Source organism: Azospirillum sp. ST 5-10, from assembly GCF_051225715.1.
Lineage (GTDB): Bacteria > Pseudomonadota > Alphaproteobacteria > Azospirillales > Azospirillaceae > Azospirillum.
The window spans coordinates 72269-85620 of sequence record NZ_JBPJSP010000023.1; the positions used below are offsets into that span (position 1 = coordinate 72269).

Annotated in this window: 15 protein-coding genes; 8 read left to right on the forward strand and 7 right to left on the reverse strand. The window is 72.7% G+C overall.

Annotated features, from left to right (window positions below):
- Window positions 1-65 precede the first annotated feature (65 nt).
- Window positions 66-833, forward strand: coding sequence for an aldolase/citrate lyase family protein (locus tag ACSBPG_RS22410; RefSeq protein WP_435539440.1), 768 nt, complete (start codon window positions 66-68; stop codon window positions 831-833).
- A 49-nt stretch (window positions 834-882) separates the two neighbouring features.
- Here the strand turns inward: ACSBPG_RS22410 and ACSBPG_RS22415 are convergent, their stop codons facing one another.
- From ACSBPG_RS22415 to ACSBPG_RS22425, 3 genes are all read right to left on the reverse strand, one after another.
- The gene (locus ACSBPG_RS22415; protein WP_435539441.1) at window positions 883-1923 is read right to left on the reverse strand and encodes a TRAP transporter substrate-binding protein; all 1041 of its coding nucleotides are present in this window, start codon (window positions 1921-1923) and stop codon (window positions 883-885) included.
- A gap of 74 nt (window positions 1924-1997) precedes the next feature.
- Entirely contained in the window at window positions 1998-3320 is a 1323-nt protein-coding gene (locus ACSBPG_RS22420; protein WP_435539442.1) for a TRAP transporter large permease, read from the reverse strand.
- The gene (locus ACSBPG_RS22425; RefSeq protein ID WP_435539443.1) at window positions 3317-3859 is read right to left on the reverse strand and encodes a TRAP transporter small permease subunit; all 543 of its coding nucleotides are present in this window, start codon (window positions 3857-3859) and stop codon (window positions 3317-3319) included. Before ACSBPG_RS22425 ends, ACSBPG_RS22420 begins: the two co-directional genes overlap by 4 nt.
- A 378-nt stretch (window positions 3860-4237) precedes the next feature.
- Between ACSBPG_RS22425 and ACSBPG_RS22430 the strand changes: the two genes are divergently transcribed.
- The 7 genes from ACSBPG_RS22430 (at window position 4238) to ACSBPG_RS22460 (ending at window position 9773) form a co-directional block, all read left to right on the forward strand.
- Window positions 4238-5590: an NAD(P)/FAD-dependent oxidoreductase gene (locus ACSBPG_RS22430; protein WP_435539444.1), complete on the forward strand. Its 1353-nt coding sequence runs from the start codon at window positions 4238-4240 to the stop codon at window positions 5588-5590.
- Window positions 5591-5601: 11 nt separating this feature from the next.
- Window positions 5602-5955: a DUF5368 domain-containing protein gene (locus tag ACSBPG_RS22435; protein WP_435539445.1), complete on the forward strand. Its 354-nt coding sequence runs from the start codon at window positions 5602-5604 to the stop codon at window positions 5953-5955.
- Between the two features lie 105 nt (window positions 5956-6060).
- Window positions 6061-6501 carry a DUF305 domain-containing protein gene (locus ACSBPG_RS22440; RefSeq protein WP_435539446.1) on the forward strand — a complete coding sequence of 147 codons (441 nt, stop codon included), beginning with the start codon at window positions 6061-6063 and terminating at the stop codon, window positions 6499-6501.
- Window positions 6502-6504: 3 nt separating this feature from the next.
- Window positions 6505-7968 (forward strand): YncE family protein, encoded by a 1464-nt coding sequence (locus tag ACSBPG_RS22445; protein WP_435539447.1) that lies wholly within the window; start codon window positions 6505-6507, stop codon window positions 7966-7968.
- 40 nt (window positions 7969-8008) lie between these two features.
- Window positions 8009-8539 carry a sigma-70 family RNA polymerase sigma factor gene (locus tag ACSBPG_RS22450; protein ID WP_435539448.1) on the forward strand — a complete coding sequence of 177 codons (531 nt, stop codon included), beginning with the start codon at window positions 8009-8011 and terminating at the stop codon, window positions 8537-8539.
- Window positions 8536-9300, forward strand: a complete 765-nt coding sequence (locus tag ACSBPG_RS22455; RefSeq protein WP_435539449.1) for an anti-sigma factor family protein — start codon at window positions 8536-8538, stop codon at window positions 9298-9300. The genes ACSBPG_RS22450 and ACSBPG_RS22455 overlap by 4 nt, the downstream gene beginning before the upstream one ends.
- An 89-nt stretch (window positions 9301-9389) precedes the next feature.
- Window positions 9390-9773 carry a COG4315 family predicted lipoprotein gene (locus tag ACSBPG_RS22460; RefSeq protein ID WP_435539450.1) on the forward strand — a complete coding sequence of 128 codons (384 nt, stop codon included), beginning with the start codon at window positions 9390-9392 and terminating at the stop codon, window positions 9771-9773.
- A 15-nt stretch (window positions 9774-9788) separates the two neighbouring features.
- On the opposite strand, the gene ACSBPG_RS22465 is transcribed toward ACSBPG_RS22460, so the two are convergent.
- From ACSBPG_RS22465 to ACSBPG_RS22480, 4 genes are read right to left on the reverse strand one after another with little or no spacing between them, the layout of a single operon-like run.
- Window positions 9789-10403 (reverse strand): SRPBCC family protein, encoded by a 615-nt coding sequence (locus tag ACSBPG_RS22465; protein WP_435539451.1) that lies wholly within the window; start codon window positions 10401-10403, stop codon window positions 9789-9791.
- A 32-nt stretch (window positions 10404-10435) separates the two neighbouring features.
- Window positions 10436-11275, reverse strand: a complete 840-nt coding sequence (locus ACSBPG_RS22470) for an XdhC family protein (protein ID WP_435539452.1) — start codon at window positions 11273-11275, stop codon at window positions 10436-10438.
- Between the two features lie 3 nt (window positions 11276-11278).
- A complete protein-coding gene (locus ACSBPG_RS22475; RefSeq protein ID WP_435539453.1) occupies window positions 11279-12433 on the reverse strand; it encodes a vWA domain-containing protein in 1155 nt (384 codons plus the stop codon).
- A 5-nt stretch (window positions 12434-12438) separates the two neighbouring features.
- Entirely contained in the window at window positions 12439-13320 is an 882-nt protein-coding gene (locus ACSBPG_RS22480) for an AAA family ATPase (RefSeq protein WP_435539454.1), read from the reverse strand.
- Window positions 13321-13352: the final 32 nt, after the last annotated feature.

The window sequence follows — 13352 nt, forward strand, 5'->3', positions numbered from 1 at the left end:
CCGGACGGGCGTGGACGACGTCCGCGCGGTGCCGATCGACGCGCCACGACGAGGAGGGAACCGCCGTGAAGATCGCCGAGAACCGCTTCAAGCACGCCATCGCGGCCGGCCGGCTGCAGGTCGGCCTGTGGTCGATCCTGTCGAGCCACCTGACGGTCGAGATCCTGGCCGGAGCCGGCTTCGACTGGCTCGTGCTCGACACCGAGCACGCCCCCAACGAGCTGCCGATGGTGCTCGGCCAGCTCCAGGCCTGCGCCGCGGGCGGGCCGGCGCACCCGGTGGTGCGGGTGCCGTGGAACGACATGGTGACCGTGAAGCGCTATCTCGACATCGGCGTGCAGTCCTTCCTGATCCCCTACGTCGAGACGGCGGAGGAGGCGGCGAACGCCGTGTCCTACACGCGCTACCCGCCCAAGGGGGTGCGCGGCTTCTCCGCGGCGCCGCGGGCCAACGGTTTCGGGCGGATCAAGGACTACTGCGCCGTCTGCGACGACGAGATCGCGGTTCTGGTGCAGATCGAGACCCGCCGGGGGCTGGAGAACATCGAGGCCATCGCCGCGGTGGACGGCGTCGCCGGCCTGTTCATCGGGCCGGGCGACCTGGCGGCGGCGCTCGGCCATGTCGGCAACCCCAAGCATCCCGAGGTGCAGGCGGCGATCGAGGACGCCATCGCCCGCATCCGCGCCGCCGGCCGGCCGGCCGGCATCCTCTCGGCCGACGAGGCGCTGGCGAGGCGCTATGTCGACCTGGGCTGCGCCTTCGTCGCCGTCGGCTCCGACGTCGGCATCCTCGCCCGCACCGCCGAAGCGCTGGCCGCGCGTTTCCGGGCCTGACGGGGGTGCCGCGCGGCCCGGCGCCGCGCGGCACCCCGTCCGCCGCCGCTCACGAGAAGCGGTAGGGCGGGCCGGCCTTCTTCATGTCCGCGGCGTACTGCTTCAGGATGTCGATCACCCGCTTGCTGCGCGGGCTCTGGGCGGCGATCTCGTCCCAGAACTTGTAGGCCTCCTCCTCGACCGTCTTCCACTCCGCGTCGGGGATGGTGGTCAGCTTCATCTTGGTGCCGTTCACCCTGAGGCGCGCCTCGCCGCCCCAGTACCAGTGCAGGCGATAGTAGTGGGAGCTGTCGATGCACAGCATGAACAGCGTCTTCAGGTGCTCCGGCAGCGCTTTCCACTTCTCCGTGTTGGCGAAGTAGGAGCCGTTCCAGGCGCCGGAGATGTTGTTGGTGAGGAAGTACTTGCACACGTCGGCCCAGCCGACGGTGTAGTCCTCGGTGATGCCGGACCAGGCGATGCCGTCGAGCTCGCCGGTCTGCACCGCCACCTGGACGTCCTCCCACGGCAGGGTGACCGGCACGACGCCGAAGCGCGCCAGGAAGCGGCCGGCGGTGGGGAAGGTGAAGACCCGCTTGCCCTTGAGGTCGGCCAGGCTGTTGACCGGCTCCTTGGTGGCGAAGTTGCAGGGGTCCCAGGCGCCGGCCGACAGCCAGGTCACTCCCTCCACCTCGCCGTAGGCCTCCTGCCAGATCTCCTTGAGGCCGTAGGTGTGGAACAGAGTCGGCACGTCGAGGCTGTAGCGGGTGGCGAACGGGAAATAGCCGCCGAACACCGCCACGTCGACCGGCGCGGCGATGGAGTCGTCGTCGCTCTGCACCGCGTCGATGACGCCCTGCTGCATGGCGCGGAACAGCTCGCCCGTGGGCACGAGCTGGTCGGCGAAGTACAGCTCGATCACCATCTCGCCGTTGGCCACCTTGTTGAAGGCCTCGATCGACGGCTTGATCACGTGCTCGGCCAGCGCCGGCCCGGCGTAGGTCTGCAGGCGCCACTTGATCGGGCTCTTCTGGGCGTGCACCGCCGGGGCGGCCAGCGCGGCGGCGCCGGCCGCGGCGGCCCCCGTCAACAGGGCGCGTCGGTTGGTCATCGGTTGGTCCCTCCTTCGTTGGTCGACGGAACGCGCGAATGCCGGCGGCGCGGCCGCGGTCTACCGGGCGCCGCCTAGCGGCCGTAGACCTGGGCCGGCAGCCACAGCGCCAGTTGCGGGAAGGCGGTGACGAGGGCCAGCGCCAGGATCATCACCAGGGCGAAGGGGACGATGGACTTGTAGATGTCCATCAGCGTGATGTCCGGCGGCGCCATCGCCCGCATCAGGAACAGGTTGTAGCCGAAGGGCGGCGTGATGTAGGCGATCTGGCAGGTGATGGTGTAGAGCACGCCGTACCAGACGAGGTCGAAGCCCAGCGCCCCCACCAGCGGCACGAACAGCGGGGCGACGATCACCAGCATCGCCGTGTCGTCGAGGAAGGTCCCCATCACCAGATAGGTGATCTGCATCAGCACGAGGATCTCCCACGGGCCGAAGCCGAGGTCGCCGACGAAGAAGCCCTCGATCGCCTTGACCGCCCCCAGCCCGTCGAACACGGCGCCGAAGCACAGGGCGGCCAGGATGATCCACATGAACATGCAGGTGACGAGCAGCGTCTTCTCCACCGTGTCGTGGATCACCCTGAGGGTCAGCCGCCCCTTGGCCAGGGCGGCCAGGGTCGCCGCCAGCGCGCCGACGCCCGAGCTTTCCACCAGGCTGGTGAAGCCCATCAGGAACAGCCCGGTCATCAGGAAGAAGATGGCGAGCGGGATGATCCCGGCGCGCAGCAGGCGCAGCCGCTGGCCGAGCGGCAGGCGGCGCTCCTCGCGCGGCAGCGGCGGGCCCATGTGCGGCTGCAGCCAGCAGCGCACCACCACGTAGAGGATGAAGAGCCCGGCCATCAGCAGGCCCGGCACGACGCCGGCCAGCCACAGGGCGCCGACGGGCTGGCGGGCGATCATGCCGTAGAGCACCAGGACGACGCTGGGTGGCACCAGGATGCCGAGCGAGCTGCCGGCCTGCACCACGCCGGTGATCATGATCTTGTCGTAGCCGCGCCGCAGCAGCTCGGGCAGGGCGATGGTGGCGCCGATCGCCATGCCGGCGACGCTGAGGCCGTTGATCGCCGAGATCACCACCATCAGCAGGATGGTGCCGATGGCCAGCCCGCCGCCGACCGGCCCCATCCAGACGTGGAACATGCGGTAGAGGTCCTCGGCGATCCCCGACTCCGACAGCATGTAGCCCATGTAGACGAACAGCGGCAGGGTCAGCAGCGGGTACCACTTCATCAGCTTCATCGCCGCGCTGAAGCCCATCTGCGAGCCGCCGTCGCCCCACAGCAGCAGGGCCGCGGCGACGCCGACGAAGCCGATCACCGCGAACACGCGCTGGCCGGTGAGCATCATCGCCATCATCGACGCGAACATCAGCAGCGCGATCATCTCGTAGCTCACGACGGCACCTCCTCGTCCGCCGCCGTGCCGCCGTCGATCGGCGTGCCCATCAGCCGCGCCACGTCGCCGATCAGGATGGCGAGGGCCTGCAGGAGCATGAGCAGGATGCCCAGGCACATGACGATCTTGACCGGCGCCATGTAGGGCCGCCAGGCCGAGTAGCTGCGTTCGCCGTACTCCAGCGCGTAGAGCGTGCTCGAGGCGCCGCCCCACAGCAGCATGACGAGGAAGGCGATGAGGAAGAGCAATGTCGCGGTGTCGACGGCGAGCCGGGTGTGCGGCCGCCAGGTGCCGTACAGCAGGTCCATGCGCACGTGCGCGTCGCGCTGCAGGGAATAGGCGCCTCCCAGCAGGAAGTACGCCACCATCATGAACTGCGACACCTCCAGGGACCACAGCGGCGGGATGAAGAAAGCCTTGGTGAAGGATGAATAGAGAAGAATACCGATCATCACGAAGACGGAATACATGACGACGTAACCGACCCAGCGGCTGGTCTTGTTCACCAGACGGACGTACGCGACGAGGAAATCCGGCATGACACTGGTACGCTCCCGATCAGCCTCGAACGAATGCTGGCGGCATGGGCGGGGCCCCGACCGGGACACTACCCAAGTATCGACGGAAGACGCGAAGCCCTTTCGCAAACGCTGGGCGGGCGAAGACTGACGAACATCGGTCCCGGCCGCAATGGAGCGCGACGGGAGTCCTTTTGTTGCTCTGCAAAAAAGGATGCCCCGGAAATCCCCAACGGTCAAGCCGCCGTTCCGGAGCCCGGTTCCGGAGCGGATGCGGCCGGCCGATTGCGAATCGTCAATGAGTATATTCGAATATTATAATATATTGGGAACAAACAACGGCACCGCCCGACGGACGGACCGGTCCACGAAGCGGTGCTGCCGACGAGGAGACGCGGAATGAAGGCTCTGTTCCCCCGCGGCGGCTTCGACCCGACGCCGGATCGCCGCACGCTGCTCACGCTGGCCGGGGCCGGAGCGATGACGCTGGCGGCGCCGGCCCTCGCCCGCGGGGCGGCGCCGGCGCCGCGCGACGCGGTGAAGACCACGGCGCGCATCGTCATCGCCGGCGCCGGCGCGGCCGGGCTGGCGACGGCGGCCCGGCTGGCGGCGCGGCTCGACGGGGCGACGATCGTCCTGGTCGACCGCCGCAAGGAGCATCTCTACCAGCCCGGCTTGACCTTGGTCGCCGCCGGCCTCAAGCCCAAGGGCTACGTGGTCTCGACGACGGCGGAGTACGTGCCGCCCGGCGTCGAGCTGATCGAGGAGGCGGTCGCCGAGTTCGACCCCGACGCCAACGCCGTCGTCACCGACCGCGGGCGGCGGATCGCCTACGACTTCCTGGTCGTGGCGAGCGGGCTGCACCTGGATTACGCCGCCATTGAGGGCATGGACCCCGCCCTCATCGGCCGGAACGGGCTGGGCAGCGTCTACGGCGGCCCCGAGGCCGCCGAGGCGACCTGGCGGGAGATGGCGCGCTTCGCCGAGCGCGGCGGCACCGGCCTGTTCGGCCGCCCGGCCACCGAGATGAAGTGCGCCGGGGCGCCCCTGAAATACGCTTTCCTCACCGACGATACCCTGCGCCGCACCGGCGCCCGTGGCCGCTCCCGACTGGTCTACGCGGCGCAGAACAAGACCCTGTTCAGCGTCCCCATCGTCTCCGAGAAGGTGCGGATGCTGTTCCGCGACCGCGGCGTCGACGTCGTCCACGACCACGTCATGACGGCCATCGACCCCGGCCGCCGGGTCGCCACCTTCGCGACGCCGAACGGCCCGGCCGAGATCGCCTACGACTTCGTCAACGTGGTGCCGCCCATGCGCGCGCCCGACGCGGTGCGCGACAGCGCCCTGCGCTGGCAGACCGGCGCGTGGGCGGGTGAGGGCTGGGTCGAGGTCGACAAGCGCACCCTGCGCCACGCCCGCTTCGCCAACGTCTTTGCCGTCGGCGACGCCGCCGGCGTGCCGAAGGGCAAGACGGCGGCCAGCGTGAAGTGGCAGGTGCCGGTGGCGGTCGACCACCTCGTCGCCGCCATCGCCGGCCGGGCCTCCGACGCGGTCTACACCGGCTACACCTCGTGCCCGCTGATCACCCGGTTCGGCCGGGCGATGCTGGTGGAGTTCGACTACGACAACAACCTGACACCCTCCTTCCCCAGCGTGATCGCACCGCTGGAGGAGCTGTGGGTGACCTGGGTGATGAAGACGATCGCGCTCAAGCCGACCTACCTGTCGATGCTGCGCGGCCAAGCCTGAGGGAGACGACCATGCAGAACCTCGATCCTCTGGTGTTCCTGGCGGTGCTGCAGGAGATGATGGGGCCGCTGCTGTGGCTGGTCGCCGGCGCGGCGGCCGCCGGTCTGGCCGCGCTGGCCGCGGTGCTCCTGCACGAGCGCCACCTCGCCAGCCGGCGGCTGGTGCGTTCGGAGGCGGTGGGCGTGCTGGGCGGCTTCGCCGCGCTGTGGCTGATGGCGACGGTGACCCACTCCGGCTTCACCGACGCCGGCGGCCCCGTCGACTGGCTGCTGATCGGTGTCATCTGGGGAGCCGGGCTGGTCGGCGGCACCGTGCTCGCCTACGCCGTGCAGGGGCTGGCGGCGTGGCGGTCCTCCCACCGCTGACGCGGCCGCACGGGAAATCGCCCGCCGGTCGGGAATCGGTCGGGAATAATCGGCGGGGGCCGGGGTCTAAGCCGGGGACAGGACACCACCCCCGGAGCATTCCCGATGCCTCTCCTCCGCCCACCGCTCCTCCACGCGGCCGGCTGTGCCGCCGTGATCGCCCTCGGCGCCACGGCGGCGCTGCCGCTGGCCGCCCACGACGCCGCGGACCATCCGCCTTCCCACCGTGCGGAGCCGGCGCGCGGCGGTCCGGAGGCCGCCTTTCTCGCCGCCAACGACGCGGCCATGGCGACGATGATGGAGGCCATGGCGGTGGCCCCCACGGGCGACGTCGACCGCGACTTCGTGGCGATGATGGTGCCCCACCACCAGGGTGCCGTCGACATGGCGCTGACCTTTCTCCGCTTCGGGCAGGACGAGCGGTTGAAGCGGCTGGCGCAGGAGATCATCGTCACCCAGCGCCAGGAAATCGCCGCCATGCGGCTCGCCGTTGCCGAAGGCCCGGCCGACGCGGCGGGCGCCCGGCACCATCGGGACGGGGAGTAGACCATGGCTCGGCATCTGCGCGCCCTGCCGCTGCTGGCCGCGGCGCTTCTCTCCTCGTCGGCCGCCCTGGCCGGCCAGGTTCCCGGCGCCGCCGCCGCACCCGACGTCCCGGTGAGCCACCGCGACCGCGTCTACGCCGCCGAACAGTTCTCGAACACGGTCTCGGTCACCGACCCCGCCGACAACCGGCTGCTCGGCCTCATCCGCCTGGGCGAACCGCAGCCGCGCAACCTGAGCCCGCTCTACCGCGGGCAGGTGCTGGTGCACGGCATGGGCTTCTCGCCCGACCACCGGACGCTCGCCGTCGTCTCCGTCGGCAGCAACGCGGTGAGCTTCATCGACACCGCCACCAACACGGTCAAGCACACGACCTATGTCGGCCGGTCGCCCCACGAGGCCTTCTTCACGCCCGACGGGCGCGAGGTCTGGGTGACCGTCCGCGGCGAGGACTACGTCGCCGTCCTCGACGGCACCACCTACCGCGAGACGGCGCGCATCCCGGTTCCTCCCGGACCGGGCATGCAGATCTTCTCGCCGGACGGCCGCTACGGCTACGTGTGCTCGTCCTTCACGCCGGAGACCGTGGTGATCGCGACCGCCGACCATTCCATCGTCGGCCGGGTGAAGCAGGAGAGCCCGTTCTGCCCCGACATCGCGGCGACGCCCGACGGCGGCCAGGTGTGGCTGACCCTGAAGGACGTGGGCCGGACCATGGTGTTCGACGCCCGGCCGCCGTTCGGCGTGCTGCGCACGCTCGACACCGGGCCGATCACCAACCACGTCAACATCGCGCGCACGCCCTCCGGCACCTTCGCCTACGTGACGGTGGGCGGGCTGAACCAGGTCAAGGTGTTCCGCACCGACGACTTCGCGCCGGTCGCGACCATTCCCGTCGGCCGGCTGCCGCACGGCCTGTGGCCGTCCGGCGACGGCAGCCGGATCTACGTCGGGCTGGAGAACGACGATGCGCTCGCCGTGATCGACACCGCCTCCAACAGCGTCGTCGCCACCGTTCCCATCGGGCAGGCGCCGCAGGCCCTCACCTACGTCCCGGACGCCGTGCCCGACGGCGACGGGCGGCAGAACCTGCAGCCGCTCGGCACCGCCGGCGCGGCGGCGCGCTTCGAGTTGGCGGCCCCGGCCGGCCAGGGCTCGGCGGCGGGGGCGCCGGCCACCAGCGTGACCCTCTTCGACCAGGGCCTGTCGCAGGTGCTGCAGGCCTCGGTGAGCGGGCTGGAGCCGGCACGGCCCTACGTGCTCGCCCTGGCGGACCGGCCCGACGGCAGCGGCCCGCTGCAGCCGCTCGCCGACTTCATGACCAACCCGGCGGGGGCGGCCATCGTCAACGCCGTCGGGCCGATCCGCCAGATCGTGCAGGGCGAGGGCCGGGCGCCGAGCCGCTTCCTGGTCATCGCCGCGGGAACCGCCGACGCGCCGAGGGCGCCGGTCCAGGTCCAGGTCCGGTGACCGGCGGGGCTCCGCGCGCCGTGCCGCCGGAAGGGCGATCATGAGCGACATGATGCGGCTGATCGAGCCGGTGATCCCGGCCCTGCGGCGCTACGCGCGGTCCCTGACCCGGGACCGCGCGGCGGCCGACGACCTCGTCCAGGATTGCCTCGAGCGCGTCATCTCCCGCTGGCACCAGTGGCGGCGCGACGCCAGCGTCCGCACCTGGATGTTCGCGATCCTCCACAACCTCGCGGCCAACCGGCGGCGCGACATCCGGCGCCGCCGCGAGGAGGTGGCGGTCGACGACGCCGACGAGGCCCTGCTCGGGCGGCCGCCGACCCAGGAGGCGGCGCTGCGCTACCGCGATCTGGGCCGGGCGCTCGCCACCCTGCCGGAGGAGCAGCGCAGCGTCCTCCTGCTGGTGTCGGTGGAGGATCTGTCCTACGCCGAGGTGGCGACGGTGCTCGGCATCCCCATCGGCACCGTCATGTCGCGCCTGGCACGGGCGCGCGAGAAGCTGTTGCGGGCCGTCGAGGACGACGGCGAGACGCGCGTCCCCAAGGGCGCGCCTTTGCGGAGTGTCAAATGAGCGTGCCGCCGATCTCCGAGGACGATCTCCACGCCTACGTCGACGGGGCGCTCGAGGCCCGGCGGCAGGCCGACGTCGAGGCCTACCTGGACTGCCATCCCGAGGTGGCCCGGCGGGTGGCGCTCTACCGGGCGCAGCGCGACGACCTCAGGGCGATGCTCGCCCCCGTGGCCGAGGAACCGGTCCCGCCGGAGCTCAACCTCGCCCGGCTGGTCGACGCGCGGCGGGCGCGTCTGGCGTGGTGGCGCCAGGCGGCCGCCGCGGTGCTTCTGCTGGTCGCCGGCGGCATCGGCGGCTGGTCGCTGAACACCGCGCTCGGCCCGCCGCGGGAAGGCATCGCGGCGCTGGCCGCCGAGGCGGCGGACAGCTACCGCGTCTACGTGCCCGACCGCTCCCGCCCGGTCGAGCTCCGCGACGCCGAGCGGGCCGAACTGGTGGCCTGGGCGTCGCACCGTCTGCGGCGGCCGGTGAGCGTCCCCGACCTGTCGGCGGCGGGCTACCGCTTCATGGGCGGGCGCCTGGTGGCGACGCCGCATGGGCCGGCCGTCCTCTTCATGTACGACGACGACCGCGGCACCCGTCTGGTGATGCTGGTGCGCCCCATGGCGAGCGACCGCGACACGCCGATGGCGCAGCACACGCGCGGATCGCTGACCGGCTTCGCCTGGTCCGCGGACGGGATCGGCTACAGCCTCGTCGGCCCGCCCGCGGCGGCGGTGCTCCACCCGATTGCCGACACCGTGCGCCGCCAACTCGGGTGAGCGGGACCGGCGAAATTTGCCGGCGTCGGGAATATCCGGCGCCCGCCGGCGTCACTCCTTCGGCCGATGTCGGCCGAAGGAGACGAACCATGCACGCCATCACCCATCCGTTGCTCGCCGCCGCCCTCCTCTTCGCCGCCACGGCGTTCGCCGCCGACGCTCCGGCAAGGATCGGCGACACCGCCAAGGGCAAGACGCTGGTCGACGCCGAGGGCATGACCCTCTACGTGTTCGACAAGGACACCGGCGGGCAGTCCGCCTGTTCCGGTCCCTGCGCGGCGAACTGGCCGCCCCTGCTCGCCGCACCCGGCGCGTCCGGCGGCGGCGACTACACCGTCGTCGCCCGCGGCGACGGCACGGCCCAGTGGGCCTACAAGGGCCGCCCGCTCTACACCTGGAAGAACGACAAGAGGCCCGGCGACATCACCGGCGACGGCTTCCTGAACAACACCTGGCACGTCGCCACGCCGTAACCCGGCATCCGCCGCCTACCGTGACAGGAGCAGGGCGGCGAACAGCAGCAGCAGCACGCCGCCGGCGGAGACCGCCAGCATCCGCGGGTTCCACAGGGTGCCGGCGGTCGTCCGTCCCGAGGGCGTCGCGGCGGCGACCGCGGTGGGGCCGCCGGCCGCCGGTGCCTCCCCGCCAGCGTCCGGCTCGCGGCCGACCAGCGCGCCGAAGCGGGTGAAGAACTCGCCGGCCAGCTTGCGCGCCGTGGAATCGATCAGCCGCCCGCCGAGCTGCGCCAGCTTGCCGCCGACGTCGGCCTTCACGGCGTAGCGCAGCACGGTGACCGCACCGCCCTCGGCCTCCTCCAGGGTGACGGTGGCGCCGCCCTTGGCGTGGCCGGCCGGGCCGCCCTTGCCCTCGCCGCGGATCGTGTAGCCGTGCGGCGGGTCGAGGTCCGACAGGGTCACCGCCCCTTTGAACGTCGCCTTCACCGGGCCGACGGCGAGCTGGACGGTGGCGGTCATCGCGGTGTCGGAGGTCTTCTCCAGGCTCTGGCAGCCGGGGATGCACTGGCGCAGGATCTCCGGGTCGTTGAGGGCGGCGTAGACCGCCGCGCGCGGGGCGGCGATCCGTTCTTCACCGGTCATGTCCATGGCGGCGTGCTCCTTCTCGGGATGGTCGAGGGTCAGGCGGCGGCGGACGGGGCGTCCGTCCGCCGGGCGGCGCCGCGGCGGCGCTCCTGGACGATTCCGGCGAGGATCGACAGGGCGATCTCCTCCGGGGTGATGGCGCCGAGGTCGAGGCCGGCCGGCGCCGCGACCCGGTCGAGCGCCTCGGCCGGCACCCCGTCCTCGGCCAGCCACGAGCGCACCGCCGCCCACTTGGCCCGGCTCGCCACGAAGGCGACGTGGCGCTCGCCGGCCAGCAGCGCCTCCTTCAGCCGCTCCTGGTCGCCGCGGCCCTGGGTGGCGACGACCACCCAGCGCTCGGCGTTGGCCGGCAGCTCGGCGAAACCGGCGATGCTGCGGGTGCCGGGCGGCAGCGCGTCGCCCTCCGCCCCGGCGGCGACGAGGACGACGGCGAAGCCGGTGCGCTGCGCCAGGTCGGCGACGGCCAGCCCGACCGGCGACAGGCCGGCCACCACCAGGACCGGACGCGGCAGCATGGGCTCCAGGAAGATGTCGAGCGTGCCGCCGGACGGGCAGTGGCTGCGGTGGTACTCGCGCCCGGGCTGGAGCAGGCCGGTCTGCCGGCGCGCCTCCTCGATCTCGTCGGACGGTACCACCGAGATCAGGCGCGCCCGGCCGTCGCCCAGGCACTGGGCGGCGGCGCGGCGCACCGCCCCTTGCGCGCAGCCGCCGCCGACCCAGCCATGGATCGTCCCGTCGGCGGTGACCGCCGCCTTGGCCCCGGCCTTGGCGGCGGTGGCGGCGACGGTGCGCACCACGGTGGCGACGACGAAGGGCGTGCCGGCGGCGGTCAGCTCGGCGATCCAGGCGTGGGCGTCGTGGGGGGCGGCCGGCATGGCTCAGATCCTCGCGAGATAGGGTTCGAGGGCGGACAGGCTGTCGAGCGAGTGGGCGGGAGCGAACAGGTCGACGTAGGGCAGGGCGGCCCGCATGCCGGCGGCCTCGGGGGCGTAGCCGCGCCAGCCGGCCATCGGGTTCAGCCAGACGATGCGCCGGGTGCGCCGGCGCAGGGCCGCCATCTCGCGGGCCAGCCGCTCCGGCTCGCCGGTGTCGTAGCCGTCGGAGAAGAGGATCACCGCGGTGCGCCCGTCGACGGCGCGCGGCGCGTGCTCGCGGTTGAAGGCGGCGAGGCACGCGCCGATGCGCGTGCCGCCCGACCAGCCGCGGGCGATCAGCGACAGCCGGTCGACGGCGCGCCCCGGATCGCGGTCGGCCAGGGCCGGCGAGACGTGGATCAGCCGGGTGTGGAAGACGAACGCCTCGGCCCGGCGCACGTGCAGCAGCATCGCGTGCATGAAGCGCACGAAGAAGGCGGTGTAGGGCTCCATCGAGCCGGACACGTCGAGGATCAGGACGATGCCCAGCGGCTGCGGCCGGCGGCGGCGGAACAGGCGGTCGATGGGCTCGCCGCCGCGGCCGACCGAGCGGCGGATGGTCGCCCGCAGATCGAGGACCCGGCCTTCGCGGGCGCGGCGCATCCGCCGGGTCAGGGTCGCCAGCAGGCGCCGGGCCAGCCGCTCGGCCAGCGCGTGGGCGCGGGCCAGCTCCTCGGGATCGCGCAGGGTGCGCAGGTCGCGCCGTTCCACCGCCTCGGCCGCCGCCGCGCCGCCGCGCCGGCCGCCGCCGCCCGGCGCCTCGGCACCGAGACCGCGCTCGACCCGGTCGGGCATCCCGTCCGGCGTCCCCCGGGGAGCGGCAAGGTCCATCAGCGTCCGCACGCCGCGGCCGCCGGGCGGCGGGCTGCCCGTCACCCGCACCGCCTGGCGCACGCCGAGGCCCAGCCAGTGGGCGTCGAACAGGGCGTCGAAGCGCTGCCACTCCGTGCGCCGCCCGCACAGCAGGTGGCGCAGGGCCTGGCGCAGCGGCGCCGGGCGCGACAGGTCGAGGGCGGCCATCGCGCGCAGCGCGTCGGCCGCCTCCGCCGGACCGACGGGGAAGCCGTTGTGGCGCAGCAGGGCGAGGAACCCGGCGAGACGGCGGCGCGGGGCGTCCATCGCCGTCACCCCGTCCGGGCGGCGATCTTCGCCGCCAGCTCCGGCGCCACCGCGGCGCGGTCCTCGCGTGTCTTCAGCAGGCACATCAGGGTGGCGTGCAGCGCCTCCGGCTCGGCCCGCAGGTCGGCGATGCCGAGGCCCATCAGGGCGCCCGCCCAGTCCAGGGTCTCGGCGACCCCCGGCACCTTGCGCAGGTCCTCGCGGCGGATGCGGGCGACGAAGCGGGCGACGGCGTGGGCCAGCGCCGCGTCGATCCCCGGCAGGCGGGCGGCGAGGATGTGCGCCTCGCGCCCCTCGTCGGGATAGTCGATCCAGTGGTAGAGGCAGCGCCGGCGCAGCGCGTCCGACAGCTCGCGGGTGCCGTTGGAGGTCAGCACCACCCGCGGCACGCTGCGCGCGGCGATGGTGCCGAGCTCGGGCACGGTGACCTGGAAGTCCGACAGCACCTCCAGCAGGAAGGCCTCGAACGCCTCGTCGGCGCGGTCGACCTCGTCGATCAGCAGCACCGCCGGCGTCGCCGAGCGGATCGCCGCGAGCAGCGGCCGCTCCAGCAGGAACTCCTCGGAGAAGACGTGCCGCTCCACCGCGTCGGCATCGGCGCCGCGGCCCTCGTGGGCGCGGATGGCGATGAGCTGGCGCTGGTAGTTCCATTCGTAGAGGGCGCCGGCGACGTCGAGCCCCTCGTAGCACTGCAGGCGGATCAGCGGGGCGCCGTGGATGGCGGCGAGCGCCTTGGCGACCTCGGTCTTGCCGACCCCGGCCTCGCCCTCCAGCAGCAGCGGCCGCTTGAGGTGGTCCATCAGCGCCAGCGCCATGGCCAGCGAGTCGTCGGCGATGTAGCCGACGGCCCGCAGGCCCTGGGCGACGGTGTCGGGGGAGATGGTCATGGGCGTGCCGGGGTGGGGGTGGGGAGTGGGTG

Excerpts from the sequence above, each read along its gene's own strand:
- ACSBPG_RS22415 (WP_435539441.1), bottom strand. The coding sequence starts at position 1,923 with ATGACCAACCGACGCGCCCTGTTGACGGGGGCCGCCGCGGCCGGCGCC.
- ACSBPG_RS22425 (WP_435539443.1), bottom strand. The coding sequence starts at position 3,859 with ATGCCGGATTTCCTCGTCGCGTACGTCCGTCTGGTGAACAAGACCAGC.
- ACSBPG_RS22430 (WP_435539444.1), top strand. The coding sequence starts at position 4,238 with ATGAAGGCTCTGTTCCCCCGCGGCGGCTTCGACCCGACGCCGGATCGC.
- ACSBPG_RS22435 (WP_435539445.1), top strand. The coding sequence starts at position 5,602 with ATGCAGAACCTCGATCCTCTGGTGTTCCTGGCGGTGCTGCAGGAGATG.
- ACSBPG_RS22440 (WP_435539446.1), top strand. The coding sequence starts at position 6,061 with ATGCCTCTCCTCCGCCCACCGCTCCTCCACGCGGCCGGCTGTGCCGCC.
- ACSBPG_RS22445 (WP_435539447.1), top strand. The coding sequence starts at position 6,505 with ATGGCTCGGCATCTGCGCGCCCTGCCGCTGCTGGCCGCGGCGCTTCTC.
- ACSBPG_RS22450 (WP_435539448.1), top strand. The coding sequence starts at position 8,009 with ATGAGCGACATGATGCGGCTGATCGAGCCGGTGATCCCGGCCCTGCGG.
- ACSBPG_RS22455 (WP_435539449.1), top strand. The coding sequence starts at position 8,536 with ATGAGCGTGCCGCCGATCTCCGAGGACGATCTCCACGCCTACGTCGAC.
- ACSBPG_RS22460 (WP_435539450.1), top strand. The coding sequence starts at position 9,390 with ATGCACGCCATCACCCATCCGTTGCTCGCCGCCGCCCTCCTCTTCGCC.
- ACSBPG_RS22465 (WP_435539451.1), bottom strand. The coding sequence starts at position 10,403 with ATGGACATGACCGGTGAAGAACGGATCGCCGCCCCGCGCGCGGCGGTC.
- ACSBPG_RS22470 (WP_435539452.1), bottom strand. The coding sequence starts at position 11,275 with ATGCCGGCCGCCCCCCACGACGCCCACGCCTGGATCGCCGAGCTGACC.
- ACSBPG_RS22475 (WP_435539453.1), bottom strand. The coding sequence starts at position 12,433 with ATGGACGCCCCGCGCCGCCGTCTCGCCGGGTTCCTCGCCCTGCTGCGC.
- ACSBPG_RS22480 (WP_435539454.1), bottom strand. The coding sequence starts at position 13,320 with ATGACCATCTCCCCCGACACCGTCGCCCAGGGCCTGCGGGCCGTCGGC.